29 protein-coding genes and 1 tRNA gene are annotated in these 24,637 nt (G+C 69.2%); 14 read left to right on the forward strand and 16 right to left on the reverse strand.

Going from position 1 to position 24,637, the window contains the following annotated elements; all coding sequences use genetic code 11:
* A partial coding sequence (locus tag ACESK8_RS14600) for an Hsp70 family protein (RefSeq protein ID WP_372969273.1) occupies positions 1-450 on the reverse strand: 450 nt, incomplete at its 3' end.
* Positions 451-638: 188 nt separating this feature from the next.
* On the opposite strand from ACESK8_RS14600, the gene ACESK8_RS14605 reads away from it, so the two are divergent.
* The 3 genes from ACESK8_RS14605 to ACESK8_RS14615 are packed head-to-tail and all read left to right on the forward strand — an operon-like array spanning position 639 to position 2,822.
* The gene (locus ACESK8_RS14605; RefSeq protein ID WP_372969274.1) at positions 639-1,340 is read left to right on the forward strand and encodes a sirohydrochlorin chelatase; all 702 of its coding nucleotides are present in this window, start codon (positions 639-641) and stop codon (positions 1,338-1,340) included.
* Positions 1,337-2,137, forward strand: coding sequence for a uroporphyrinogen-III C-methyltransferase (gene cobA / locus ACESK8_RS14610; RefSeq protein WP_372969275.1), 801 nt, complete (start codon positions 1,337-1,339; stop codon positions 2,135-2,137). Before ACESK8_RS14605 ends, cobA begins: the two co-directional genes overlap by 4 nt.
* A gap of 10 nt (positions 2,138-2,147) precedes the next feature.
* Positions 2,148-2,822: a hypothetical protein gene (locus tag ACESK8_RS14615; RefSeq protein ID WP_372969276.1), complete on the forward strand. Its 675-nt coding sequence runs from the start codon at positions 2,148-2,150 to the stop codon at positions 2,820-2,822.
* 21 nt (positions 2,823-2,843) lie between these two features.
* Here ACESK8_RS14615 and ACESK8_RS14620 read toward each other — a convergent pair whose 3' ends face one another.
* Positions 2,844-3,305, reverse strand: a complete 462-nt coding sequence (locus tag ACESK8_RS14620; RefSeq protein WP_372969277.1) for a DUF3817 domain-containing protein — start codon at positions 3,303-3,305, stop codon at positions 2,844-2,846.
* 70 nt (positions 3,306-3,375) lie between these two features.
* On the opposite strand from ACESK8_RS14620, the gene ACESK8_RS14625 reads away from it, so the two are divergent.
* Positions 3,376-4,293 (forward strand): helix-turn-helix transcriptional regulator, encoded by a 918-nt coding sequence (locus ACESK8_RS14625; protein WP_372969278.1) that lies wholly within the window; start codon positions 3,376-3,378, stop codon positions 4,291-4,293.
* Between the two features lie 176 nt (positions 4,294-4,469).
* Here the strand turns inward: ACESK8_RS14625 and ACESK8_RS14630 are convergent, their stop codons facing one another.
* Both ACESK8_RS14630 and ACESK8_RS14635 read right to left on the reverse strand, forming a co-directional pair.
* On the reverse strand, positions 4,470-4,853 hold the full coding sequence (locus tag ACESK8_RS14630) for a hypothetical protein (RefSeq protein WP_372969279.1): 384 nt from the start codon (positions 4,851-4,853) through the stop codon (positions 4,470-4,472).
* A gap of 114 nt (positions 4,854-4,967) precedes the next feature.
* Complete coding sequence (locus tag ACESK8_RS14635; RefSeq protein WP_372969280.1) at positions 4,968-5,675, reverse strand: MFS transporter; 708 nt, start codon at positions 5,673-5,675, stop codon at positions 4,968-4,970.
* A gap of 256 nt (positions 5,676-5,931) precedes the next feature.
* Between ACESK8_RS14635 and ACESK8_RS14640 the strand changes: the two genes are divergently transcribed.
* Together ACESK8_RS14640 and ACESK8_RS14645 are read left to right on the forward strand one after the other, a co-directional pair.
* Positions 5,932-6,807: a serine protein kinase RIO gene (locus tag ACESK8_RS14640; protein ID WP_372969281.1), complete on the forward strand. Its 876-nt coding sequence runs from the start codon at positions 5,932-5,934 to the stop codon at positions 6,805-6,807.
* A 296-nt stretch (positions 6,808-7,103) separates the two neighbouring features.
* A complete protein-coding gene (locus ACESK8_RS14645; RefSeq protein WP_372969282.1) occupies positions 7,104-8,516 on the forward strand; it encodes an MFS transporter in 1,413 nt (470 codons plus the stop codon).
* A gap of 10 nt (positions 8,517-8,526) precedes the next feature.
* On the opposite strand, the gene ACESK8_RS14650 is transcribed toward ACESK8_RS14645, so the two are convergent.
* The 4 genes from ACESK8_RS14650 to ACESK8_RS14665 are packed head-to-tail and all read right to left on the reverse strand — an operon-like array spanning position 8,527 to position 13,007.
* Positions 8,527-10,422, reverse strand: coding sequence for an ATP-binding cassette domain-containing protein (locus ACESK8_RS14650; RefSeq protein ID WP_372969283.1), 1,896 nt, complete (start codon positions 10,420-10,422; stop codon positions 8,527-8,529).
* 1 nt (position 10,423) lies between these two features.
* Positions 10,424-11,665 carry a peptidoglycan-binding protein gene (locus ACESK8_RS14655; RefSeq protein ID WP_372969284.1) on the reverse strand — a complete coding sequence of 414 codons (1,242 nt, stop codon included), beginning with the start codon at positions 11,663-11,665 and terminating at the stop codon, positions 10,424-10,426.
* Positions 11,662-12,516 (reverse strand): hypothetical protein, encoded by an 855-nt coding sequence (locus ACESK8_RS14660; RefSeq protein ID WP_372969285.1) that lies wholly within the window; start codon positions 12,514-12,516, stop codon positions 11,662-11,664. Before ACESK8_RS14660 ends, ACESK8_RS14655 begins: the two co-directional genes overlap by 4 nt.
* A gap of 38 nt (positions 12,517-12,554) precedes the next feature.
* Positions 12,555-13,007 (reverse strand): hypothetical protein, encoded by a 453-nt coding sequence (locus tag ACESK8_RS14665; RefSeq protein ID WP_372969286.1) that lies wholly within the window; start codon positions 13,005-13,007, stop codon positions 12,555-12,557.
* 136 nt (positions 13,008-13,143) lie between these two features.
* Here ACESK8_RS14665 and ACESK8_RS14670 point away from each other — a divergent pair, with 136 nt between their 5' ends.
* Complete coding sequence (locus tag ACESK8_RS14670) at positions 13,144-14,064, forward strand: cation diffusion facilitator family transporter (RefSeq protein ID WP_372969287.1); 921 nt, start codon at positions 13,144-13,146, stop codon at positions 14,062-14,064.
* A 6-nt stretch (positions 14,065-14,070) separates the two neighbouring features.
* Here ACESK8_RS14670 and ACESK8_RS14675 read toward each other — a convergent pair whose 3' ends face one another.
* Positions 14,071-14,676, reverse strand: a complete 606-nt coding sequence (locus tag ACESK8_RS14675; protein WP_372969288.1) for a MarR family winged helix-turn-helix transcriptional regulator — start codon at positions 14,674-14,676, stop codon at positions 14,071-14,073.
* 104 nt (positions 14,677-14,780) lie between these two features.
* Here ACESK8_RS14675 and ACESK8_RS14680 point away from each other — a divergent pair, with 104 nt between their 5' ends.
* On the forward strand, positions 14,781-15,611 hold the full coding sequence (locus tag ACESK8_RS14680; RefSeq protein ID WP_372969289.1) for a MarR family winged helix-turn-helix transcriptional regulator: 831 nt from the start codon (positions 14,781-14,783) through the stop codon (positions 15,609-15,611).
* Positions 15,612-16,034: 423 nt separating this feature from the next.
* Here ACESK8_RS14680 and ACESK8_RS14685 read toward each other — a convergent pair whose 3' ends face one another.
* Positions 16,035-16,619: a TetR/AcrR family transcriptional regulator gene (locus tag ACESK8_RS14685; RefSeq protein ID WP_372969290.1), complete on the reverse strand. Its 585-nt coding sequence runs from the start codon at positions 16,617-16,619 to the stop codon at positions 16,035-16,037.
* A 90-nt stretch (positions 16,620-16,709) separates the two neighbouring features.
* Between ACESK8_RS14685 and ACESK8_RS14690 the strand changes: the two genes are divergently transcribed.
* On the forward strand, positions 16,710-17,144 hold the full coding sequence (locus ACESK8_RS14690) for a DUF6069 family protein (RefSeq protein WP_372969291.1): 435 nt from the start codon (positions 16,710-16,712) through the stop codon (positions 17,142-17,144).
* Positions 17,145-17,630: 486 nt separating this feature from the next.
* On the opposite strand, the gene ACESK8_RS14695 is transcribed toward ACESK8_RS14690, so the two are convergent.
* The 4 genes from ACESK8_RS14695 to dcd form a co-directional block, all read right to left on the reverse strand.
* Positions 17,631-18,077 carry a GyrI-like domain-containing protein gene (locus ACESK8_RS14695; RefSeq protein WP_060928475.1) on the reverse strand — a complete coding sequence of 149 codons (447 nt, stop codon included), beginning with the start codon at positions 18,075-18,077 and terminating at the stop codon, positions 17,631-17,633.
* 68 nt (positions 18,078-18,145) lie between these two features.
* Positions 18,146-18,358, reverse strand: coding sequence for a DUF2283 domain-containing protein (locus ACESK8_RS14700; protein WP_060928474.1), 213 nt, complete (start codon positions 18,356-18,358; stop codon positions 18,146-18,148).
* Positions 18,351-18,791 (reverse strand): hypothetical protein, encoded by a 441-nt coding sequence (locus ACESK8_RS14705; RefSeq protein WP_372969292.1) that lies wholly within the window; start codon positions 18,789-18,791, stop codon positions 18,351-18,353. The genes ACESK8_RS14700 and ACESK8_RS14705 overlap by 8 nt, the downstream gene beginning before the upstream one ends.
* Position 18,792: 1 nt before the next feature.
* Positions 18,793-19,398: a dCTP deaminase gene (gene dcd, locus ACESK8_RS14710; protein ID WP_060927152.1), complete on the reverse strand. Its 606-nt coding sequence runs from the start codon at positions 19,396-19,398 to the stop codon at positions 18,793-18,795.
* A gap of 93 nt (positions 19,399-19,491) precedes the next feature.
* Here dcd and ACESK8_RS14715 point away from each other — a divergent pair.
* Positions 19,492-19,565: transfer RNA gene (locus ACESK8_RS14715), tRNA-Gly, on the forward strand.
* A 6-nt stretch (positions 19,566-19,571) separates the two neighbouring features.
* Here the strand turns inward: ACESK8_RS14715 and ACESK8_RS14720 are convergent.
* On the reverse strand, positions 19,572-20,588 hold the full coding sequence (locus tag ACESK8_RS14720; protein ID WP_372969293.1) for an NAD(P)-dependent alcohol dehydrogenase: 1,017 nt from the start codon (positions 20,586-20,588) through the stop codon (positions 19,572-19,574).
* Between the two features lie 131 nt (positions 20,589-20,719).
* Here ACESK8_RS14720 and ACESK8_RS14725 point away from each other — a divergent pair, with 131 nt between their 5' ends.
* From ACESK8_RS14725 to ACESK8_RS14735, 3 genes are read left to right on the forward strand one after another with little or no spacing between them, the layout of a single operon-like run.
* On the forward strand, positions 20,720-21,433 hold the full coding sequence (locus ACESK8_RS14725) for a DUF2306 domain-containing protein (RefSeq protein ID WP_372969294.1): 714 nt from the start codon (positions 20,720-20,722) through the stop codon (positions 21,431-21,433).
* Between the two features lie 4 nt (positions 21,434-21,437).
* Positions 21,438-22,556, forward strand: coding sequence for a sensor histidine kinase (locus ACESK8_RS14730; RefSeq protein ID WP_372969295.1), 1,119 nt, complete (start codon positions 21,438-21,440; stop codon positions 22,554-22,556).
* A complete protein-coding gene (locus ACESK8_RS14735; RefSeq protein WP_372969296.1) occupies positions 22,553-23,233 on the forward strand; it encodes a response regulator in 681 nt (226 codons plus the stop codon). Before ACESK8_RS14730 ends, ACESK8_RS14735 begins: the two co-directional genes overlap by 4 nt.
* A gap of 46 nt (positions 23,234-23,279) precedes the next feature.
* Here ACESK8_RS14735 and ACESK8_RS14740 read toward each other — a convergent pair whose 3' ends face one another.
* Entirely contained in the window at positions 23,280-23,906 is a 627-nt protein-coding gene (locus ACESK8_RS14740; protein ID WP_372969297.1) for a hypothetical protein, read from the reverse strand.
* A gap of 93 nt (positions 23,907-23,999) precedes the next feature.
* Between ACESK8_RS14740 and ACESK8_RS14745 the strand changes: the two genes are divergently transcribed.
* The gene (locus ACESK8_RS14745) at positions 24,000-24,635 is read left to right on the forward strand and encodes a TetR/AcrR family transcriptional regulator (protein WP_372969298.1); all 636 of its coding nucleotides are present in this window, start codon (positions 24,000-24,002) and stop codon (positions 24,633-24,635) included.
* Positions 24,636-24,637: the final 2 nt, after the last annotated feature.

Here is a 24,637-nt window from a genome sequence, read left to right on the forward strand (position 1 = left end):
GGCGGTCGGCTCGTTGATGATGCGCAGGACGTTGAGGCCCGCGATCTCACCGGCCTCCTTGGTGGCCTGACGCTCGGCGTCGTTGAAGTACGCGGGGACGGTGATGACGGCATCCGTCACCGTGTCACCCAGGTAGGACTCGGCGTCGCGCTTGAGCTTCTGGAGGATGCGCGCGGAGATCTCCTGCGGCGTCCACTTCTTGCCGTCGACGTCGAACGTCCAGTCGGTGCCCATGTGACGCTTGACGGATGCGATGGTGCGGTCGACGTTCGTGACGGCCTGGCGCTTCGCGGTCTCGCCGACGAGCACCTCGCCGTCCTTGGTGAATGCGACCACCGAAGGGGTGGTGCGGAAGCCCTCGGCATTGGCGATGACCTTCGGCTCGCCACCCTCGAGGACGCTGACGACGGAGTTCGTCGTACCGAGGTCGATTCCAACAGCACGTGCCATGTGATTCTCCTTTGTTGCTGAGGTTGATGTGGTCTGAAAACCCGGGGCGATCAGGGAAACCTGAGTCGCGATGACTCAACTGTACTCCGACCTCGGAACGCTGTCAAACAAACTTGATACGAGAAGGCTCAACTTTGCTCGCAGGTCCTCGAAACATCTCCGTCACACGACTCCCTTAGAGTCCCGGCATGCGTCACCCCACCCTTCTCGCCGTGTCGCACGGCACATCGGACACGGAAGGAGCCCGCGCGATCGCCGACCTGGTCAGCGCCGTGGCCGCCGCCCTGCCCGAGGTCGAGGTGCGCAGCGCCTTCGTCGACGTGCAGCAGCCGGATGCGGCTGATCTGCTGCCCACCATCGACGGCCCCGTGGTCATCGTCCCCCTGCTGCTGTCTCGCGGCTTCCACGTGCATCACGACCTCCACGGCATGGCGGCGAAGAAGGCGGATGCGGTCGTGAGCGCCGCCCTCGGCCCCGACCCGCGCCTGGCCTCGGTGCTCGCCGACCACCTCGCCGCCTCCGTTGCGACTGCCCGGCGCCCGGTCGTCCTCGCGGTCGCCGGCTCCCGCGATCCCGCCTCCCTCGAGGATGCGGAGGCGATGGCGGCGCTGCTCGCCGACCGGATCGCTGCCCCCGTCGAGCTCGCCTACCTGGCTGCGCGACAGCCGGACCTCCCCGCTGCGCTCGCCGCGCATCCGGACGCCGTCGTCTCGACGTACCTCCTCGCCCGCGGCTACTTCTTCGATCTCACGGTGCGCCAGGCGTCCGGTGCGCCGCTCACCCCGCCGCTGCTCGACGGCGTCACGGTGCCGCAGCCGCTGATCGACCTCGTCGTCGAGCGCTACGAGGACGCCGCTGCTCTGCTGCTCGCGGGAGCCGGACGGCCATGACCGCGCGCGGTCGAGAGGCTGCCACCGGGAGGGTGACGCTCGTCGGCGCGGGCCCCGGCGATGCGGGCCTGCTCACCGTGCGCGGATTGCGTGCCATCGAGACCGCGGATGCGATCGTCGCCGACCGCCTCGGCGCGCGGGCCGTGCTCAGCCAGCTCGCCGCCGAGGGAGTGCGACTGGGGGAGATCTTCGACGTCGGCAAGCTGCCCGGCCACCACCCGGTGCCGCAGGACGGCATCAACGAGCTCCTGGTGACGCTCGCCCGCGAGGGACGCCACGTCGTCAGGCTCAAGGGCGGCGACCCCTTCGTATTCGGACGCGGACGCGAGGAGCAGCTGCACTGCGAAGCGGCAGGCGTCCCGGTCGAGGTGATCCCCGGCGTCACCAGCGCGGTGGCCGTGCCGGCGATCGCCGGCATCCCGCTCACCCAGCGCGGCGTCGCAGAGACGTTCACGGTCGCCAGCGCCCACGACCAGATCGGCGACCTGCCCGGGGGCCGCGACCACACCGTCGTGCTGCTCATGGGAGTGGGCACGCTCGCCCACTCCGCGCACGTGCTGGCGTCCGGCGGCCGGGGCGACGACTGCCCGGTGGCGATCATCGAAGACGGGTTCGGGCCCCGACAGCGCATCACCGTCGGCACGCTCGGCACCATCGCGCACCTGGCCGCATCCCGCCATGTGCGCTCCCCCGCTGTCGTGGTGGTCGGAGACGTCGTGGGGGTGGGAGACGTGGTCGGGGTCGCGGCCGGAGAGGTCGTGGCTGTCGGAGAGGTGCGCGCCACCCCCGCGGACTAGGCTGACCGGCATGACGCGCATCTCGCAGGTCTCGCCCCTGGCCCGTCTCGCCGCCGTCTCGGTGGTCGCCCTGGCCATGCTGCCGCTGAGCGGATGCCTGTACGCGCAGATCCCGGTGAACGTCCCGGACGGCGACGGACCCGATCCGTCTCCGCCGGCCGAGCCGACGGACGAGCCCTCCGGCGATCTGCCCGCCGCGCTGTCCTTCGACGAGGGAGCGGACCTGCCGTCGACGGCCTACATCCAGTGGGGCGACGGACTCATCGCCGACGACGGCTGGAAGGTCGTGAAACCGGACGACGGGGAGGGTGGCTGGACGTACGGCACGGTGGACGACACCTGCACCGCGCAGTTCTGGCAGGGACTCATCCCGGATGTCCCGACGGTCCCCGGCGATGACGCCGCGAGCTCCGACGCGATGCTCGCCGTCATCCTCGGCGAAGCCGACGCCACCGAGATCACCCCGTCCGCCACCACCGGCACGTTCAGCTATCAGATCGGCGGCAATGCCGACGTCGAGAACCGGCAGCTCGACGGCGTCGCCGGGGAGCGGAAGTGGAGCATCGCCGCGAGGGCGTTCACCGCGACGGGCGTCGGCCTCTACGTCATCGTCGACTGCACCGGCGGAGACGTCGTCGCCACCCTGGCCGAGGTCGTCGACAAGAACGCCGTCGTCGTGGAGTGACCGCCCGCCTTCGGGTCGCGGTCACTTGCCCCCGGGCGGTCCGACGAGCAGCAGGATCACGTAGAGAGCGACGATGCCGCCCGCGAGCAGGATCGCGAGCACCCACGGCCGGCGGAGGAACCAGCGCATCAGCCGGTCGTACCAGCGCGCGTCGCGGGGGTCGGCCGTCTGCTCCAGCCGCCAGTCGCCGGCCAGACGCCCCGTGCGGTGCAGCCAGATCTCCATCGGGATGGTCGCATAGGGGATCACGGCGCTCACGACCGCCAGGATCGCGACCCCCGGATGCCAGCGCTGGTTGAGGGCGACGAGCACCGCGGTCGCCCCGTACGCGAGGAAGACGAACCCGTGGATGCCGCCGCCCACCGTCACGACGACGCCGGGGGCGCCGACGGCACGGGCGATGATCGCCGCGATGAGGATCGTCCAGGTGATCGCCTCGGCGATCGCGAGGACTCGGAACAGGCGGTCGGGTGTGCGGAACACGGGACTCCTCGGGTGGGGGTCCGTTCAGCGTATCCGGAATAGCTATGACTCCCCGGGTGTTGCCGAAGGCATGGTGACCGTCGATTCCGCAGCGCTCGGGCAGGTGCTCGACTCCGTCGAGCTGCGCGTCGGCATCGCGAGGCGCGTCGCCCTGACCGCCGGCGACCTGCTGCCGATCCCCTCGGGATCCGCCACTCTCGTGTACATCGCGAGCGGAGCGCTGAGCGGACACCCGCCGCTGACCACCGGATGCCGTCTCGACGTCGACCGCGCCGCTCAGCTCGTCGCCGTCGACGACCGCCCGCTGAGCGCGGCTCTCGTCTCCGGAGACGCGTTCCTCACACTGGGGCGCGCGCCGATCGCTCTGGAGGCCGAGGCGGACGCCGACCTCGTGGTGGTCGATCTGGAGCTCTCCGCCAGCGCGTCCCAGCTCACCGCGCTCCTTCCCGATCCGATCACGGTCATGTCCTTCGACGCCCTGGAGCCCGCTGCGGCCGCGCTGGCCGGAAGCATGGGTCCGGCCGGTCCGCCGTCGTGCCCGGTGCGCCAGGGCGACCCCGTGATCTGCCGCATGATGGCGCAGACCGTGCTGCTCAGTGTCATCCGGGCGTGGGCGGCGAACGGCTGCGCCCCCGCCGGCTGGCCTTCCGTGTCGAAGGACCCCTTCCTCGACCGCGTCGTCGAGGCCATCCACGAGGAGCCGGGACGCGACTGGACCGTCGAACGCCTGGCGAGCATCGGGGCGATGTCGCGCTCGATCTTCGCGGAGCGCTTCCGCAGTGCGATCGGCCGCTCGCCTGCCGACTACGTCACCGAGGTGCGCGTCGATGCGGCGAAGCGGATGCTCGCGGGAGGCCGCTCGGTCAGCGAGACGTCGCGCGTGTTGGGCTACGCCTCGGACGAGGGGTTCAGCCGCGCGTTCCGCCGCCGCACCGGGATGACCCCGTCGACCTGGCGCGCCGCGCAGCTCACCGCCGTCCCCGCCTAGCTCCTGCCCCTGCTCCCCGCCCTGCCCCTGCTCCGTCCGGTGTGGGACCCGGGCACAGCTTCGGACCGCGGGCCCGACACGCCGCCTGGTGGGCTGACTCAACAGGGTGTCGGATGCCGGATCCGAAGCTGTGCCCGGGGTGGGTCGGACGAGAGCGGCTCACACGAGCCGCGAGCTCAGGCGAGCAGCGCGGCCGCGGTGCTCCGGCGGTTCGAGATGCCGAAGAGCACCGCTCCGACCAGCAGCGCCGCCGCCCCCAGGACGTACACGAACTCCACGCTGAGGGTGTCGACCAGCAGACCGCCGAAGCCCGCGGCGAGCGTGATCGCGCCCTGGAACCCCACGACGACGAGGCTGCCGCCGGCCTCGAGGCGATCGGGCATGCGGTGTCCGACCCAGGTGTTGGCGACGAGCAGCCACGACGAGAAGAAGAAGCCCCACACGAGCACGACGGCACCGACGCCGAAGATCGACCCGGACAGGAAGATCATCGCCAGCACCGACACCGCGATCACGAGCGGAGCGAACACGGCGAAGAACGCGAACGTGCGGTCGATCACGAATCCGAGTCCGAGGTTGCCCGCGAGACCGCCGACCCCGAAGAGCGCGAGGAGGACGATGATCGTCGACGCGTCGACCTCCGGGATGCGCTCGAGCGCGAGTCGGACGTACGTCTAGGCGAGGAAGTGACCGAGCACCACGAGCACGTGGCCGACCATCCCGATCGCGATGCCCGGCCGACGCAGCGTGTCGACGAGGAGGCGGATGCTCGATGCCTGCTCGGCCGGCACGGACGGCAGCGCGAACCGCAGCGCGACGGCGAGGAGCACCATGAGCACTCCGGCGATCGCGAACACCGTCTGCCAGTCCACGACCTCGCTGAGCATCACCCCGAGTGGCACTCCGGCGACCGTGGCGAGCGAGACCCCGGCAGAGGTGAACATGACCCCGCGCCCGAGATGCTCGGGACCGGCGAGCCGCACCGCGACCGTGATCGACATGGCCCAGAACGCGCTGATCGCCGCACCCAGCAGGAATCGGGCGAGCAGCACGATGAGCAGATTCGGCGCGATCGCGACGATCAGGTTCGACGCGGCGGCGGCGAGCGCCATCCAGACGAGGAGCGAGCGGCGGTCGAGCCTCGGGAAGATCAGACCGACCGTGGGAGCGACGACGAGTCCGACCAGTGCGGTGACCGTGACCGTCTGCCCCGCCTGGCCCGGGGTGACCCCGAGGGCGTCCGCCATCTCGGTGAGCACGCCGTTGGGGAGGAACTCGGCAGTGACGAGCAGGAATCCCATCAGCATCAGCACGATGAGTCCGCCGTAGCGGATGCGGTCGGTGCGGTCGATCGTCACGGGAACGGGCGCGGTCGTGGTCATCCCTCCACAGTGGCAGTCCCGCGCACCGCGCACCCGACGGGGCGTCCCCCGCATCCGACCATTCGTCCGGATCGGGTCTGGACAGCATCCGCTCCCGCGCCCTAGGCTCGACGACGCACCGGGGTTCTCCCGGAAGGCCGAGCGAGAGGAGCAGAAGACATGAACACCGTCTCTGTCGCGCCTCTCGCCGACATCCTTCCTCTCGAGGCCGCCCGCTCCTGATCCGCGCGTGGCCTCCCTCTCCCGGAGCCACACCGTGTCTGATCTCTTCGCTTCTTCCGAAGCATCCCCTTCTCTCTCCTTCGACGCGTCCCCTTTCGAGGTCGTCCCGACCTTCGCCGACGTCGAGCCCGGTGAGCACCAGCGCTGGACGACCTGGCCGGCGGTCACCCCGTCGGAGCGCGGACCGCTGCCCCGCCCCGCATGGGTGGTGACGAGCGCGGGCGCACTCGACACCGAGCTCGGCATCCTCAAGACCGGCAAGGAGGCGGACGTCTTCCTGCTCGAGCGAGCCGTCCCCGACGATCCGGAACAGCGCACCCTGCTCGCGGCGAAGCGCTATCGCAGTTCCGACCACAGCAGCTTCCACCGCTCAGGCGTCTACACAGAGGGGCGGAGCACGAGGAACACCCGCGACACCCGCGCGCTCGCCAAGAAGTCCGGCCACGGCCGGGCGGTCGCCGCCCTGCAATGGTCGTTCGCCGAGTTCGATGCGCTGAGCCGGATGTGGGAGCTCGGCGCACCGGTGCCGTACCCGGTGCAGGTCGACGGCACCGAGCTGCTGATGGAGTTCATCGGCGACGAGACGGGCGTCGCGGCGCCCCGACTGGCGGCAGTGCGCTCCGACCGCGCCGAGCTGAGCGGGTTCTACGGCCAGGTCGTCGACCTGATGCGCACCTTCGCCGCGGCCGGCTTCGCACACGGCGACCTGTCCGCGTACAACCTGCTCGTGCATGACGGACGGGTGCGGGTGATCGACCTGCCGCAGATCGTCGACATCATCGCGAATCCGCAGGGGCTCGACCTCCTGCACCGCGACTGCGTCAACATCTGCGACTGGTTCACCCGCCGCCGGGTCGACTGCGACGCCGAGGAGCTCTTCGCCGAGCTGATCGCCGCGTCGTACGCCTGAGTCGCGGCTGCACAACGCATCTGCTCCACAACTCCGCCGCTCCACAACTCCGCTGCTCCACAACTCCGCCGCTCCACAACTCCGCCGCTCCACAACTCCGGAGATCGGCGAGCGCAGTGCCGCAGCGCGGCCGAATCGGGTACGAGCCCGGTGGATCTCCGGAGTCGTGGAGCGAGAGCCGGGCTTCAGCCGAGCCGCAGAGCCGCGGTCAGCAGGTCGACGAGGCGCTGTGCGGTCGCACACCGGGTGCGGCGTGCCGTCACCGTCCGTTCACTGCGCGCCACCAGACTGCGAGCATGAGCGAAAATCCCCAGAGCGGCGAAGTGCCGGAGCCCGTGGCGACGGCCAACAGCGGCGCGGTCGGCGTGGTCGGTCTCGACCTGCGGGGCGAGACGCCGGCGCCCAAGAAGCAGGTCTATGCCTGGGCGCTGTGGGACTGGGCGACGCAGCCCTTCAACACCGTCATCCTCACCTTCATCTTCACCGCCCTGTATCTGACGACGGAGGCGTTCCTGCCGGCCTCGATCGCGGGACTGGACCCGAAGGACCCGATCCGCGAAGCCGCCGAGGCTGACCTCGCGTCGGGACTCGGGATGGGGTCGACGATCGCCGGCATCGCGATCCTGCTGATCGCGCCCGTGCTCGGACAGCGGGCGGATGCCGCGGGTCGCCAGAAGCTCTGGCTGGGGATCGGCACGGGTGCGCTGGTCGTGTGCATGCTGGGACTGTGGTTCGTCGAGCCGACACCGACGCTGTTCTGGCTCGGTGTGGCACTGATCTCCGCAGGGTCCGTGTTCGGGGAGATCGCCGCGGTGAACTCCAACGCCATGCTGATCGGCATCGCCAACCCCAAGACCGTCGGACGCATCTCGGGCCTGGGCTGGGGGTTCGGCTACATCGGCGGCATCCTCGCCCTGGTCCTCGTCGTCATCTTCTACACGTTCGACTGGTTCGGGCTCCCCGAGGACAGCGGCCTGCCGTTCCGTCTCATCGCGGTCGGCTGCGCGATCTGGGCGATCGTGTTCTCCATCCCGATCTTCCTCGCCGTGCCGGAGCCCTCGCTCGGCCGCCCGGAGCGCAAGGTCGGCTTCTTCGCGTCCTACCGCCTGCTCGTCACGGACGTCGTGGGCCTCTACCGCAACCCCGACACCCGCCAGACGTTCTGGTTCCTCCTCTCCAGTGCCGTGTTCCGCGACGGCCTCGGCGGGGTCTTCGCGTTCGGCGCGATCATCGCCGGCCAGGTGTTCGACTTCGCCTTCCTCGACCTGGTGATCTTCGGTATCGCGGCGAACCTCATCGCCGGAGTGTCAACGATCATCGCCGGCCGCTTCGACGACCGCTTCGGTCCGAAGCGCATCATCCTCGTCTCGCTCGCCGCGATGGTCGTCGCAGGTCTCGCCGTGTTCTTCCTGGTCGACGGGGGCACGATCGTGTTCTGGATCGGCGGGCTGCTGCTGTGCGCCTTCGTCGGCCCGGCCCAGGCGGCGTCGCGCTCGTTCCTCGCCCGCATCACACCCGCGGGGCGAGAGGGCGAGATCTTCGGGCTGTACGCCACGACGGGGCGGGCGGCCAGCTGGATGTCATCGGGGGCCTGGACCCTCCTGATCGTGCTCACCCAGTCGACGGCCTTCGGCATCCTGGGCATCGTGCTCGTGCTGATCGCCGGCTTCCTGCTGCTGCTTCCGGTGAAGGCGACGCGACGCGTCTGAGGCCCACAGCTCAACTCCGCAGATTCTCGGCGGGGCGCAGACGTGCCGCGCGGATCGCCGCGAGCCCTCCGCCGCCCGCGCCGACGAGCAGTCCGACGGAGATGGCAAGGGGAAGCAGGACGACGTCGAAGACGGGCGCCCACCGCTGACTCACGGTCACGGCAAGGATCGCCGCCATGCCGAGGCCCAGCCCGGCAGCCCCTCCGACGACGCCGATGTAGGCGGATTCGACCGTGATGAGCGCCCCGACCTGTCGATCACGGGCTCCGAGAGCCTTCCGCATGCCGATCTCGCCCCGCCGCGCATTGACCGACAACAGCGTCGCGTTCATAAGAGCGGCGATGGCCACGATCAAAGCGAGCACCGTGAAGGCTGTGAGCGTAGCCCGCACGCCCTGCTCGATCTGTCCGCGGAGCTCGGTGGAGTCGGTCGGAGCGACGACGGCGATCTGTTCGGCCTGGAAGGGATTCACCGCAGCAGGCAGCTGCCGGGCGACCTGCTGCGCGGCACCCGCGGTCGTCACGGCCAGCATCGTCACATCGATCGGGCCGTTCGAGGTGAGGTCGTCGCGCGGCCCGAGCATCACCTCGCCACGGAGCAGCGGCAGGCGGGACGACTCGGTGACGATACCCGCGACGACGTAGGACCGGCCGTCGATCGTGATGGTCGGGGCCGCGGCGATGCTGCTGAGCCGCAGGTCGTGCGCGAGCAGGTCCCCGACGTACGCCTCTCCCGCGCGAAGCGCTCCGTGATGACCTGGCGCCTCGTCGACCGAGAGTCGAGCGGCCTGCGCGATGTCGCCTATGACGACGTGGGGACGGATCTGTCGGGCCTCCGCGAACGTCGCTACCGTGCTGACCGAGAGGCTGACGACGACCGCGGCCGCCTCGACCCCGCTCAGCGCCTCGACTCGCTCGGGCACGGCGTCGAGCGGGGGCGAGTTCCTCACCGCCGTCGACCAGGTCGCTGAGACCTCGCGATTGAGATGCGCGTCGAACGTGGCCGCTACCTGCGCCTCGGCGGATGCGGACAACCCCAGGGTGGTGATGGTCAGTGCGACGGCGATCGCGACGGCCAGTCCCTGGCCGATCGTCTGGGCCCGCCTGGACATCACGGAGGCCCACGCATCACGCAGGAGGTCGGTGCCCCGGATGCGCCTTCCGGCCCACGCCGGCCGGTCACGGTTCCCTCGCGAGGTCTCAGCCCTCCGGGGGTGCGCTGCCGACGACGTCACGTCGGATGTGAGCCGTCCGTCCGCGATCCGGATAACCCGTCGCGCACGCGCCGCCACTTCCGGTGAATGAGTCACGACGATGACCGTCGCACCGTCCTGATTCATGCGTTCCAGCTCGTCCAGGATCCTCGCCGCGGCGACGGAGTCCAGGTTGCCGGTCGGCTCGTCCGCGAGGATCAGCGTCGAATCGGACGCGATCGCGCGAGCGATGGCGATGCGCTGACGCTGCCCACCGGAGAGCGTCGACGTGCTCTGCTGCGCGCTCTCGCCGAGACCGACCGTCGCGATCGCATCGAGGGCCTTCTGTTCCCTGACGACTCGCGGGACGCCCTGGTACAGGAGGCTCAGCTCGACGCTGTCGACGGCCGGTCGCGCCTCGAGCAGATGGAAGGCCTGGAATACGAACCCGATCGTTCGGGCACGGACCCGCGACGCGCGACGCCCGTCGCTCGCCAGGATCTCCTCGCCCTCGAGGAGGTAGGTGCCCTCGGTCAGGTCGTCGAGCAGCCCCAGGATGTTGAGAAGCGTGCTCTTGCCCCCGCCGGAGGGCCCGACGACTGCAACGAACTCCCCCGACTCGATGTCGAGGTCGATCCCCCGCAGCGCCTCGACGTCCGGACGACGTGGGGCCGAATACGTTCTGCGGGCACCGCGTACCTCGATCAGCGCCACGTCAGCCGACTCGGACGCGGTCGCCGTCGTCGAGCGTGCCCCTCTTGAGCGGCTCGACGGCGACCTCGCCGTGCACCGTGCCGAGCACGGCGACCGGGACCTCGAGGAGCGTCCCGTCGGCCTGCCGCTTCGTCACGACGTTCTTGTCGCTGCCGCGGTCGGAGACCGCGAGGACGGGAACGATCAGCGCATCCGCCGCGACGACCTCCTGGGTCACGGTGACCTGCGCCCGCCCCGTCGTGATCGGGAGCGCTTCCGACGGGATGACCGAGAAGGACACGGCCGACTCGCTGCTCCCGAGTGGAACGGCGTCTTCGCGATCGCCGATCGCGGCCGGGTCGTGCGCCACCTCCCCCTGCTCGACCGCACGCATCTCGCCGACGACCGCCTCGACCTCCGCACCGTCGACGAACACGGTGGCGACATCGCCGGTCGCCACGTGCCCGACATCCGTGCTCGGCACCGTGATGGTGACCACGACGTCGGCTGATCCCAGTACCAGATCCGGCGTTCCCGCAGTTCCCACCAGCTGGCCGATCCGCAGACCCTGGATCACCGCCGCGGACGCCGTCGGTATCGCCAGGATCTCGGACGTGGGGACATACCCTGTCTCCAGCGATTCGCTCGCTGCGTCACCGGGGTCGCTCCCCTCATCGACCGCGGCGTCAGCGGCGCTTCTCCGGACATCCGGCGCGCCTCGTGTGGGGGCACCGTATCCGGCATCGCCGTACCAGCGTTCCACAGCGTCTGCCGTCACGACACCGAAGAGCCCGTCAGGCTCGACCGGATAGCCACGCGCCGCAAGCGCCTCCTGCAGCGCCTTCACATCCGGCCCGCTGTCCCCGATGCCCATGTCTCGATAGAACGCGAAGGCCGAGTGCAGGCCGAAAACGGGGCGTCCGTTGACCTCGGTGAGCAGGCGACCGGTCGACACTTCAGCGCCCGTCTCGAGCGCATGCCCCGTGACCACGGACAGCGCGGCATCCGGAGTCGGAGGTATCGTCACCGAGCTCTGCGTCGAGGGCCCGAGCTGTCCCACGAAATCGACGCCGCTCACCAAAGAGCCCCGGGCCACATCGGCGAAGACGGGACCTGGCGGCGGTGCCTTCGCGTCCGCCTCCTGCTGTGCAACTGACTGGAACTGCGTCGCGAACCAGAATCCGCCGGCGAGGACTGACACGAGGGAGACCCCGGCGGCGATGACACGCCACCGGGTGCGCGGGAGATGGGGGCGGAGTGTCATGGTGCCGGCGGCGCGTTATCGGCCACGATGGTGAGCAGGTACGCCTTCCGGTCCTGTGCATCGTCGCGGATGCGCTCCAGCTTGTCTCGGTTCAGGTCGACGAGCTTGCGCTGCTCTTCCCACTCCGTCTCGTACGCCGCAGCGCTGAGTCCGCTCGACTCCCGACATTCCGCGTCGGCGACAGCCACGGCGATCTCGTCCACCGACGGATGCCCATCCACGGACACCCAGTCAGCGTCGGCCCCGTGCGGAGGCATCTCTGTTCGGGGCTCTTCCGGCAGCGTGAAGTCGACCTGGGGCTGCAGGCACTCCCGCCACCTCTCCGTCGCCTCCATGACCGCGGGACTCTGCAATGCCACCTGATCCGCCTGCAGCGCCAGACCCATGATCTCGTTGACCCCGTCGAAGCTCTGGTTCGAATCCTCATCGACCGCACGGATCTCGTCTCGACAGTTCACGAGCTCCTCGTCGAGCTCCGAATCGGGGAAGTACGCTTCCGCGGTCTCGATGAATTCTACCCAGAGCCTTGCGCTCTCCACATCGGCGGGTGGAGCGAACTGATACCCGTACTCCGTCGCGAGTTCGAGCGTGAACAGCCGGATCCCGACCCGGTTGAAATCCTTCGGTTGCGGATAGTCCGTGTTCTGCCACGGGACCGGCCACTCGTAGCCCCGCTGCTCCAGGCATTTCGAGGTCAGCAGTTGCTCCGCATAGTTGTCCAGCTCCACCGAGTACACGTAGAACTCATCGAGCGGCATCTTCCAGGCATCCTGGTCCTTGAGCCCTGACTCCCCCGCAGCGTCGGCTCCCGTGCAGCCGGCAAGCGAGGTGACGGCGACTGCAGCCATCATGACGGCGCCGAAGGAGCGGCCGCGCCCGGCTCCGTCGATCACCGGCACAGAGCGGACCCCGAGCTCCCGAGCGTGGAACTGAAGTAGCCGGAGGCAGCTGTGTCGTTGAAGTCGCGAGTTCCGAGATTCGCGGTTCCCTTCCCCACGCCGAAGGAGATCCACTTGCCGGTCTTCTTCGCCCCCGCGTAGAGGTACGACGTCTGTAAACGGCCGTCGTTGAATGCGGAGGAGGCGACGTTCATGTATGACCTCCATCCGATGTACATTTCGTCGACGCAGTGCAGGAACTTGTGCGTGGACGGCTGCTGCCACGCGTCGTTGCCGTAGTTGTAGCCGGAGTAGGTGCAGTGGTAGCCCACACCGCAGTCGCTCGGTGCGGCCGCGGCAGCACCCGCCACGCCGAACACCCCTGCGACGGTCAGCGCGAGCGTGATCAGTGCGCCAGCAGTTCGTCTTCTCCACGAACTGATGAAGACCCCATTTGTAGACATATCGTCTCCTTCCGACTCTTATCTGCGACTGCATGACCCGTCGGAGTCGATGATCGGTGACTTCTGACCTATGGTCAAGAGTTTCGCCCTCACCCGCGATATGAAGCACCTTCCGTAGCGGGAGTACCCTGACCTCGTGACCGTCGTCATCGCCTTCCTCGCCAACATCCTGGTCGCCCTCGCCAAGACGGTGGCGGCCGTCATCACCTCGTCGGCGTCGATGGTGGCCGAGGCCGCGCATTCGTGGGCGGATGCCGGCAACGAGGTGTTCCTCCTCATCGCCGACCGTCGCGGGGCACGGACCAAGGATGCGCGGCACCCGCTCGGGTACGGCCGCTCGGCGTTCGTGTGGTCGCTGATCGCCGCGTTCGGGATCTTCACCGCCGGCTCGATCGTGTCGATCATGCATGGCGTGCAGGAGCTGTCGGACACGGGGCCGGTGGAGAGTCCGGGCGTGGCGTACACGGTGCTCGGCATCGCGTTCGTGCTCGAGGGGGCCTCGTTCACGCAGGCGATGGTGAAGTCGCGACGGCTGGCAAGGGAACGCGGCTCGTCGACCTGGGACTACGTGCTGGAGACCAGCGACACCACCCTGCGCGCGGTGTTCTTCGAGGACATGGCGGCGCTCATCGGGCTCGGGATCGCCGCGGGTGCGATCGCGCTGCACCAGATCACCGGGGTCGCAGCCTGGGATGCGGTGGGCTCGATCCTCGTGGGGATCCTGCTGGGCGTCGTCGCGATCATCCTGATCGGACGCAACATCGCCTTCCTCGTCGGGTCCAACGCGTCGCCCTCGCTGCGCGACCGGGTCGGAAGGGCACTGCTGTCGTCGGAGCAGATCCAGCGGGTGACATATCTGCACATCGAGTACGTCGGTCCGAATCGGCTGTTCATCGTGGCGGAGGTCGACTTGACGGGTGACGCCCGTGAGCACGATGTCGCGAGGAGTCTGCGCGCGATCGAGCAGCAGATCGAACAGCATCCCGTCGTCGAGACCGTGGTGCTCTCACTGTCCGTCGACGATGAGGCGTCCCTCGACTTCGGCACATCCTCCTGAGGCGCGTCACTGCTCCCAGTTGTCGGCGAGCTTGTTCAGCAGATGCGCGAGCTGCGCACGCTCCTCGTCGGTGAAGGCCGCGAGTGCCGTGTTCAGCGCCTCCCTCCGCTCGCCCCGCATGCCGCGAGCGATCTTCCGCCCATCGTCGGTCAGCGCGATGCGCGTGCGTCGCGCATCATCAGGGTCGGCCTCGCGACGGACGAAGCCGTGGGCGACACCCTGCTGCACCAGCCTCGATGCCCGGGGCTGATCGACTCCGATAGCGGCACCCAGATCGCTGACGCTCAGCGGAGCGGATGCCGCGGCGAGCGCCTCCAGCATCCGCATCCGCGCCGGTCCGCCGAATCGTCCGGACGGGTCTGCCACCCACGGCGGCACACCCGGTCCGCCAGGGCGTCGATGCCCGTGTGCATCCCCGTGCGCGTTTCCGTGCGCACCCTGCTCGCTCCCGTTCCCGTGCGCGATCTGCTCACCGTGATCGGAATGCGGCCCGCCGTGCCATCCGTGCGGACCACCCATGCCCCGGGGGCCCCGACCGCCGGGCCGCCGTCCTCGGAGACGGGACAGTGCGAGGGCGATGGCCTCGGCGGGGTCGTTCTCTGCGCTGCTCACGATTCGATTTTACATGCGACTTGACATGGATCAGATACACATGTCACACTACATATACATGCATTGTGACAAGCACATGCTCTATGACATCCAAGGACTTCACCATGAACACCTCTGACACTCAGAACACAGACAGCACTCCTCGCCCCTTCGGCTACTGGCTGAAGGCGGTCGACCGGCTCATGGCCGCCGAATTCGACTCGGCCTTCGACCGAGAGGGCGCGAGCCGCCGCGACTGGCGACTCCTCAACATCATCGACGGGACCGTGGCGGCTCGCCGCCCCCTGACGGCACACAAGGTGCACGGGCTCGTCGAGCGCGGATGGGTCGTCGCAGACGGCGACACCTGGACGCTCACCGACGAAGGCCGCGCCGCCAAGGAACGCCTCGGCGGCATCGTCGACGGCATCCGCGCCCAGGTCTCCGACGCCGTCTCCCCCGACGACTTCGAGACCACGCTCGCGACGCTCGAGCAGATCGCCCGCTCGTTCGGATGGGATGAGGAGACCCCTCTCCCCCGCGGACGCGGACGTCGCCGCGGCTTCGGTCGGCGCGGGTTCGGGCCTGGGTTCGGTCCGGGCTTCGGTCCGGGCTTCGGTCCGGGGTTCGGTCCTCGCGGCTTCCACCGTGGTTTCGGACCGGACCACTTCGCTCACGGCTCCTCCGACGAGCACGGATGCGGGCACCGGGGCCACCCGGGACACGACCGCTTCTCCGCCCCGCAGGGGCACGAGCACGCCGAACGTCCGGGTCACGACCGTGACCTCAACCACGAGCACGGTCACGGCCGCGGTCACGACCGTGACTTCGGCCGCGGCCACGGCCACGGGCACCCCGCCCACTCGGGTCGCGGCGAGCACCGTGTCGCGCGAGCGGCTCAGCACGCCTATGAGCGCGGCTTCGACGCCGGGTTCTCGCGTGGTCGCGACGCCTGACGTATCCGCATCCCGGCATCCGCATCCCGGCATCCGCTGCACCAGGACGCCCCGTTCGCTTCGGCGACCGGGGCGTTCCTGTACCCGCGCCGTCCGCGCCATCCGCGCCGTTGCAACTCGGAACGCCGGAACCGCCCCGCACCCTGACACCGACCCCGCCGAGCGCAGGACGACGGCCCCAGGTCAGGACCATTCGCCGCATTCCGTCCTGATCTCGGACGGTCCTCCTGTTCTCAGCGAGCCAGACCTCAGGCATCCCTTTCTCAGACGCCCCATCCCCGTCGTCCGAACGCAGGACGACAGCCCGGGATCAGGACCATTTCCCGCATTCCGTCCTGATCTCAGACGGCCCTCCTGTTCTCGGGGGGGCAACAGCGCAGCGGAGCACCGCGGCATGGGGGCAACAGCGAAGCGGGGCAGCGCCTAACGCAGTGCGGGCAGCACGACCTCGTCGACCAGCTGCACGACGGCATCCGGTTCGAGCGCGCGGCGGCGCAGGCTGACGCTGCCGAACGCTGCGGTCGGCACGAGGCCGGCGATCAGGGCGACCGGAGCGTCCGCACGCACCTCGTCCCGCTCGATCCACCGCTCGATCACTGCCGTGAGTGCGGCGACCGGCGGCCCGCCGACCACTCGGTACGCGACGTCGCGCAACTCCTCGTCGCGCCCGATCTCGCTCAGGATGCTGGCGAGCACGAGCGCTGTCCGGTCATCCGCCCTCGCGAAGTGCATGGCCGCTTCGAGGAGGTCCCCTCTGAGGGTGCCCGTGTCGGGGACGTCAGCCGCGATCTGCAGTGCGCCGACGGCCGCGACGACGAGCTCCGCCTTGGTCTCCCACCGGCGGTAGATGGCGGATCTTCCGCAGCGGGCGCGGTCTGCCACGGCGCCGATGGTCGTGCCCGAGTAGCCGCTCTCGATGAGCAGATCCTGCACCGCCGCGAGGATCGACGCCTCGACGCCGGGGTCGCGAGGACGCCCCGTCGGCTTGGCCATCGCATCTTCACTCATCCGACCCATTGTACATTCCGGGATCGAGCAGTACCGTTATATCCGGTACCACTCAGTACCGGATCGAGTCGTCAACCGCAAGGAGTTGCCATGGTCACCACCACCGCCCGCGCCGATCGGAGTATCACCCGACCTCGGCTGCGCACAGTCGTCATCCTCACCGTTGCGGTCGTCGTCGCCGTCGCAGTGAACTCCGTCGTCGCGCTCATCGCCGTCGCCACCGGCGCTCCGGCGAACTACGGGCCACTGACCTTCCCCGCCTACACGCTGTTCACGACTCTGGGCATCGTGGTCGGCTGGGTCGGCTGGTCGCTCGTGCGCCGGCGCGTCCGTGACCCGCGCCGCACCCTGTCGGCGCTCGTGCCGATCGTGACCGTGGCGTCGTTCATCCCCGACATTCTGCTGCTCGCGTTCCGCTTCATCCCCGGGACGAACGTGAGCGCCGTCATCGGACTCATGGTCATGCATGTCGTCGTGGTGGCCGTCGCAGTCCCGGCGTATGTCTGGGCGTCGAAAAGGATGTGAGGCCCGGACGTCACCTTCGGGGGATGCGGCGGACGGCGGATGCGGCCAACGGCGGATGCGGCGGATGCGGCGGACGGTGGATGCAGCGGATGCGGCGGATGGCGGATGCGGCGGAGACGCGACAGTCGAGCGCAGGAGAACAGCCCGAGATCAGGACGATCCGCCACATTTAGTCCTGATCTGGGACGGTCCTCCTGTTGTCGAGCGGAGCGTCAGGCGAGCGGAGCGGCGGATGCGGCGGATGCCGTTGATGCGGCCAGCGGCGGATCCGCGGGGGTTCTCCAGCGGAGCACAGGAGTACAGCCCGAGTTCAGGACGATCTGCCGCATTTCGTCCTGAACTGGGGGTGTCCTCCTGTTTTCAGAAGGTGGAGCGGAGCCTCGTCCGCCGCGAGCCTCGGCCGCCGCGAAGCCCCGGCCACCCCCGGGCCCCGGGAGCTCCGGCCGTCCCGGAGCCTCCGCCCACGCCGCCCCTGCGGCCCGAACGTCAGCCGTGCGAGCGCACCACCGGGACGAGACAGTCGACCTCCCCCTCGCGACGGTAGTACTCGATGTGCGGTCGCGCGGCATCGTGGTCGGCCAGCGCGAACAGGGCGTCGAACGCGGACGAGATCTGCCCGTAGATCTCGGGCGCCTCGCCGCGAAGCCGCAGCCGCAGATACGGGCCGCCGGGGATCGTCGTCTCATCGAGACCGAGCGGATTCTCGGCATCCCGGTCCAGACGCACCGACGTCAACCGATAGACATCGCTTCCGCCGAACACGAGGCCCATCATCCGTCGCCCCTGCAGCGAGTCGAATCCACCCTCGAAGTCGGGCCACGCCTCCTGCACCGCCTCGACGTCGAGCGGGACATCCCTGCTCAGCGCCGCGGTGTCGTCGAGTTCGACGACGTCGATGCGTCCCAGTCGATGCTCCTGCGCATAGTCGGTCATGCCTGCGTGTCTAGCATTTTTCCGGAGGTCGGCACCAGGGCGGCGCGCCGCAACAGAGCGGCACAGCGTCAGCCGATCGCCTCCGGCCGGAGGATCAGGGATGCTCCGAGGATCTCGATTCCGAGCAGCCGCCCGTCGGCATCGAGGTCGAGGAACAGCTCTCCCCGGGCATCAGCCGGGAGCGCGATCGGGAGCGTCTGCGCGACCGCGCCATCGGCGATCGGGCCACCGACGGTCAGGTAGGCCGCGTCGACCTCAGGGTCGTAGCGGAGATCACCCATGCCGCAGGGAGGCGAGCACCGCGATCGCGTCGGTAGAGGCCGCGGATGCGAACGACGTCGTCGTGCCGAGGTAGACGGCCCCGGCGATCGCCGCCGCGAGCAGCAGCACGAGGAATCCGAAGATCACCACCGACAGTGCGCGGTATCCGCCGGAGGTCGGCACCTCGGGCGCCACGGACGGCTGGGCCCAGTCGTCGGCGACGGGGGCGGGCTGATCGCCGGTCAGGATCGCGGGCTTCGGACGGGAACGGCGCGTCGCGGGGAGCATCGCCTCGGCGGGAGGCGGCGGAATGACCGCATCCGGAACAGACGACTCCGGAGGAGGCGGCGGAATCACCGCATCCGGAACAGACGACTCCGGAGGAGGCGGCGGGATGACAGCATCCGCGGACGGGATCTCCGGGTTCTGCGGGTCGGTGCTGTCGCCGCTCATGTCAGCCTCCTAGGGCTCCGACGTCGGTCGTGCCGACGTTCGTTCGGTGGAAGTTCTGGAACGAGCGGGATGCCGTCGGACCGCGCTGCCCCTGGTAGCGGTTGCCGTACGGGCCGGAGCCGTAGGGGTTCTCCGCCGGCGACGTGAGCCGGAAGAAGCAGAGCTGACCGATCTTCATCCCCGGCCAGAGCTTGATCGGCAGCGTGGCGACGTTCGCGAGCTCCAGCGTGACGTGGCCGGTGAATCCGGGATCGATGAATCCGGCGGTCGAGTGAGTGATCAGGCCGAGTCGGCCGAGCGACGACTTGCCCTCGAGCCGTGCGGCGATGTCATCCGACAGCGTCACCTGCTCGAAGGTCGCGCCGAGCGCGAACTCCCCCGGGTGCAGGATGAACGGCTCCTCGGGGTCAACTTCGATGAGACGGGTGAGCTCCGGCTGATCGACCGACGGGTCGATGAACGGATACTTGTGGTTGTCGAAGAGGCGGAAGTAGCGGTCCAGGCGCACGTCGATGCTCGACGGCTGGATCATCTCCGGCTCGTGCGGTTCCAGGCCGATGTGGCCGGATGCGAGTTCTGCTCTGATGTCGCGGTCGCTGAGAAGCACGGCACCAGCCTAGTTGCCGCACGCCCGCGACACTTTGGACGTGACGGATCCGACGGGTAGGCTTGCGATCACCTGCTCCTCGGATGCAGGTTCGGGGCTGTAGTTCAATGGTAGAACTTCTGCTTCCCAAGCAGATAGCGCGGGTTCGATTCCCGTCAGCCCCTCCACATTCTTCAGTGCCGACCAGCATCCTCTTCGGATGATGCGACGCGCAGCACGACGCTGCCGCGCTTGCGCCCGGTGTCGACGAAGCGGTGCGCTTCGACGATGTCAACCAGATCGAAGGAGCGGTCGATGACGGCCCGGAAGCCGCCGGACTCCGCAAGGCTGACGAGATGCGCGAGGTGCTCTGCACTCGGCGTGCCGACGTTCCAGGTGACGAGCTTGCCGGAACGACGGCTCTGGCCGCGGCTGCGCAGCATGGCCCGCAGGTCGCCGACGACCAGCAGGAGTGCTCCGCCGGGGGAGATCGATCCTTCGACGCGGCCGAACGGTGCGTTGCCGACGCAGTCGACGATCACATCGTACGAGTCGCCTCCCGCGGTGAAGTCCTCTCGGGTGTAGTCGATGACTCGGGCCGCGCCGAGTGACGAGACCAGCGTGGCATTGCCGCCGCTGGTGACGGCTGTGACCTCGGCGCCGAGCTGACTCGCGAGCTGGACGGCGGCGGTCCCGACCGCGCCGGATGCTCCGTTGACGAGCACCGAGGTGCCGGGTCCGATCGACACCTGCGCGAAGAAGCCCATCGCCGTGATACCGCCGAACACCAGGGTCACCGCCACGTCGAGCGACATGTTGCTCGGAGCGCGGGTGATCGCACCGTCGGCGGGCACGCACACGTACTCGGCGTGCCCTCCGAACGCTCCACCCATCGCCGCGATGACGCGGTCTCCCGGGGTGAAGGCGGTGACGTCCGAGCCGACCGCAGCGACGACGCCCGCGGCATCCATCCCGAGAATGGGCCGACGGGGCCGGAAGACACCGAGCCCGACCGCGGCGAGCAGCCCGAGCCCGGCGGGGACATCCCGAGCGCGGGCCCGGTGGTCGGCGACGCTCACCGTGCTCGCGTGCACTCGGATCAGCACCTCCCCGGGTCTCGGCGTAGGGATGGCGCGTTGCTCGAGGCGGACCACCTCGGGGGCGCCGAAGCGACGGTAGACGGCCGCGGTCATAGTCGTGTCGGTTCTCATGATTCGATGCTCCCGACCTCGGGGATGCGCGTCATCGGTCGACAGCTCAGGATCCCATCGGCCGAAAGTACGGCTTCGAGTCCATGCGCAGGACCGATGTCGTCCGCGCCCGCTGACGCCAGCATCGAGACATGTCGCACACACAGATGAACGCCGTTCCGCCGACTGCCGGGCAGAACGAACAGCGTCGGCGGCCGAAGAGCGGATGGCCGGCCATCACCGGCCTGCTGCTCCTCGCCGCGCTTCCCGTACTCGGCGGCGTGTTCCGCCTGACGGAACTGGGCGCCGAGCCCAGAGGCATGCTGCCTCTGCCGTCGACGGTGGCATTGGTCGTGCACATCGTGGCGATGACCGTGTTCTGTCTCCTCGGGGCCTTTCAGTTCTCTCCGGCACTGCGCGCACGCCGATGGCACCGGGCCGCCGGCCGTGTGCTGATCCCGGTCGGCATCCTCGCCGCCCTGTCTGCCACGTGGCTCGCGGTCTTCTTCGGCGGCCACCCCGATGCGCTCGCGCTGGCGATGATCCGTCTCGTCTTCGCCGTGGCGATGACGGTGTTCCTCGCGCGCGGGATCATCGCCATCAGACGCCGCGACTTCGCCGCGCACGGCGCATGGATGACCAGGGCCTTCGCCATCGCCGTCTCCGGCGGCACGCAGGCGCTCGTCTTCGCGCTGTGGACGATCCCCCTCGGTGAGGTCGACGCGTTCGGCGAGGCCTGGCTCGTCGCGGTGGCCTTCGTGATCAACAGCGCCGTGGCGGAGCTGCTGATCCGGAGACGCTCGAGCCGGAGACGGTCGGGCGGGCGGAAGCGCGGCGTGCCCGGCGGGGGTGCGCTTGTATCCTGACGAGGTGACCGGGCTCCTGCGTTCCGCGTGGAGGGCGCCGAGCGCCGTTCCCCCACCGCCACGTCGGGTCTGGCGGGATTGGGCTCTCGTGGCCCTCGTCGCCGTGCTGGCGGTCGTCGAGGGCGTCCTCCGATCAGCGGAGCTGCCGCAGCCACTGCTCGCGGTGATCGCACTGCTCGCTGCGCTGCCCACCGTGCTGTGGCGCCGCATCCTGCCGCTCGCGATGCTCGTGCTCGCGATGGTGCCGTTCACGCTTCTCCTGCCGGACTCGACCCTCTACACGAGCCTTTTCGTCATGGTGAACGTCTACGCGCTGTTCCGCTGGGGATCGGGACGCAACCTCGTGCTCGGGTCAGCTGCTCTGGCAGCGAGTCTCGGCCTCACGTTCGTGCGCGGCGGAGGCCTCGAAGACCTCATCGGCGGTTTCGGACTGCTCGTCTCGGTGGTGCTGCTCGGCATCACGTTCCGGTTCCGGGCGGCTTCCCGCCATCGCGGCCTCGAGCGCATCCGGATTCGCGAACGCGAGCACCTCGCGCGCGACCTGCACGACACGGTCGCCCATCACGTCTCGGCGATCGCGATCCGCGCTCAGGCGGGGCTCGCCCTGGCGCCGCGAGATCCGCGTGCCGCGGAGGATGCGCTCCGCGTCATCGAAACGGAGGCAGCCAGGACACTGAGCGAACTCCGGTCGATGGTGCGAGTGCTGCGCCAGGACGATACAGCCGAGCTCGCACCGAGCCCACGGCTGGGCGACATCGAGCAGCTCGCCGGAACGAGGCCCGGCGGCACGACGGTCGCCGTGACGGTCGAGGGTGACGACACCAGCATCCCGCCACCGGTGGCTGCGGCGGTCTTCCGTCTCGCACAGGAGTCCGTGACCAACGCCCTCCGACATGCTCGCCAGGTCAGCCGTGTCGATGTTCTCGTGGTGGCGGACGACGGCGGGGTACGGGTGAGCGTGACGAACGACGGAGACCTCGCCGCGTCGCCGACGCCCGGATTCGGCATCATCGGGATGATGGAGCGCGCTGCCCTGCTCGGCGGCACCTGCCAGGCAGGTCCCATGCCCGGTGGCGGATGGGCTGTCACCGCTGTCCTCCCTCGTGTTGGATGGGCACTGTGACCATCCGCGTGCTCATCGCCGACGATCAGGAGCTCGTGCGCACGGGGCTGAGCATGATCGTCGACGCGCAACCCGACATCGACGTCGTGGGGCAGGCCGTCGACGGAAGTCAGGCGGTGGCGCTCGCCCGCAGTCTGCGACCGGACGTCTGCCTGTTCGACATCCGCATGCCCGGCCTCGACGGCATCGAGGCGACCCGCGCCCTCGCAGGTCCCGGGGTGGACGACCCGATGGCCGTCGTCGTCATCACCACCTTCGATCTCGACGAGTACGTCTTCGCGGCTCTGCGGGCCGGCGCCAAGGGATTTCTGCTCAAGGACGCCGGACCCGAGCTGCTGGCCCAGGCGATCCGCGCCGCCGCGACCGGCGAGGCGCTGATCGCGCCCAATGTCACGGTGCGGCTGCTCGAAGCCTTCGCCGGGGATCGCCCAGCAGCACCGCCTCCGCAGCCGGTCGAGCCGCTCACCGAGCGGGAGGAGCAGGTGCTCGCGACCGTCGCGCGGGGTCTGAGCAACGGCGAGATCGCGAACGAGCTCTTCATCACCGTCAGCACGGTGAAGACGCACGTCGCGAGCCTCATGACCAAGCTCGGCGCCCGCAACCGCGTCGAGATCGCCATCTGGGCGCACCAGACCGGACGGATGCGCGCGCGCACGACGGGCGGCGATTCGAACTGATCCTCCGATGGGCAGGGGCTGCGGCGCCGGACGGTGCCTGCTCTGGCTATCCCAGCAGCCACTGCTGCAGCGGGTAGACGAAGTACAGGAGCGAGAAGGCTTCGTAGATCGCGCCGATGACGAGCAGTGCGAGGGCCGGCAGGCTGAGCCAGCCGATGTGCTGGAGTCCGCGCAGATAGCCGTGGCGCCGGTTCTTCGCCTCGACGGTCTGCGGGCGCAGCCAGTACGTGCCGAGCAGGAACGCTCCGAGCAGCAGCAGGATGTAGGCCTGCAGCTCGATGACCAGTGTCAGCGAGTGCGGGATGAGCGCGACCCAGCCCTCCGGGGTCGCCGGGACGAGGGTCACCCCGGTCGTCACCGACCACGCGGCGAAGGTGGCGAGGCCCAGGAAAGGCACCGCGAGGGAGGGGAGCAGGATGGTGAGCGCCCCGAGCCGCAGGGTGTTGACGGCGAGGATCGTCAGCGCGAAGAGCCAGGGGCTGCTGAGGAGCGAGGCGACCAGATCTGCCGTCCCGTCGTCCTGCATCGCCTGCGCCCGTCCGGCCACGAGGTCGGGAAACAGCAGGCCGACGACGAATCCGATCAGGAAGGTGCCGTAGGCGAGCACGTTGAGGAGGAGATAGACGCGCAGGTTCGCGCGGATGATCTCGAACGGTCGACGGATGACGATCATTGGTGGCCCTTTCACCTGGACTAACACAGTGTGTTAGTGACGACACGCGCCACTGTAACACGCTGTACTAGTGGGAGGGGCGACAATGGGAGCATGACGGTCGACCCGAGCACGCTGCCCACCCGAGATCGCATCCTGCACGCTGCTCTCACGATGTTCGGCGAGAACCGCGGAGCGAGCCTCAGCGTGCGAGCGGTGGCGGCGCGAGCCGGGGTCAGCACCGGATCGCTGCGATTCCACTTCCCGACGCAACGAGAGCTGCTCGACGAGGTGCTCCGCATCGTCTACGAGCTCGTCGCTCCGGACGACCCCATCCACGATGAATCGCTCACCGCGAAGGAACGGCTCCTCGCCTGCCTCCGTCAGGTCCTCGCGCCCTCAGGTGTCGGCGCGCAGGCGAGGCAGGGCGCCACGCTGCTGCACCAGACCTTCATCGAGCCCGAGCAGACCGACGACCTCCGTGAGGCCTACCTCGCGAACGAACGCGAGGGTCAGCGCAGGGTCGAGCACTGGCTGTCCGTCCTCGAACAGGAGGGCTCGCTTCCGGCCGGCGACAACCCTCGACGCGCGAGGTTCCTCAACACGGTCCTCTCCGGACTCGCGCTCGAGCGGGCGCTCCCCTCGGACTCCTCGCTGCTCGCGTCGGAGACGAACACGCTCACGATGGCCGTCGACGCGGTGTTCCGCGACACCGAGACACCGACCCCGACCACGGAAGAAGGGAACTGAGA

It is taken from the genome of Microbacterium sp., from assembly GCF_041641055.1.
Classification (GTDB): domain Bacteria; phylum Actinomycetota; class Actinomycetes; order Actinomycetales; family Microbacteriaceae; genus Microbacterium.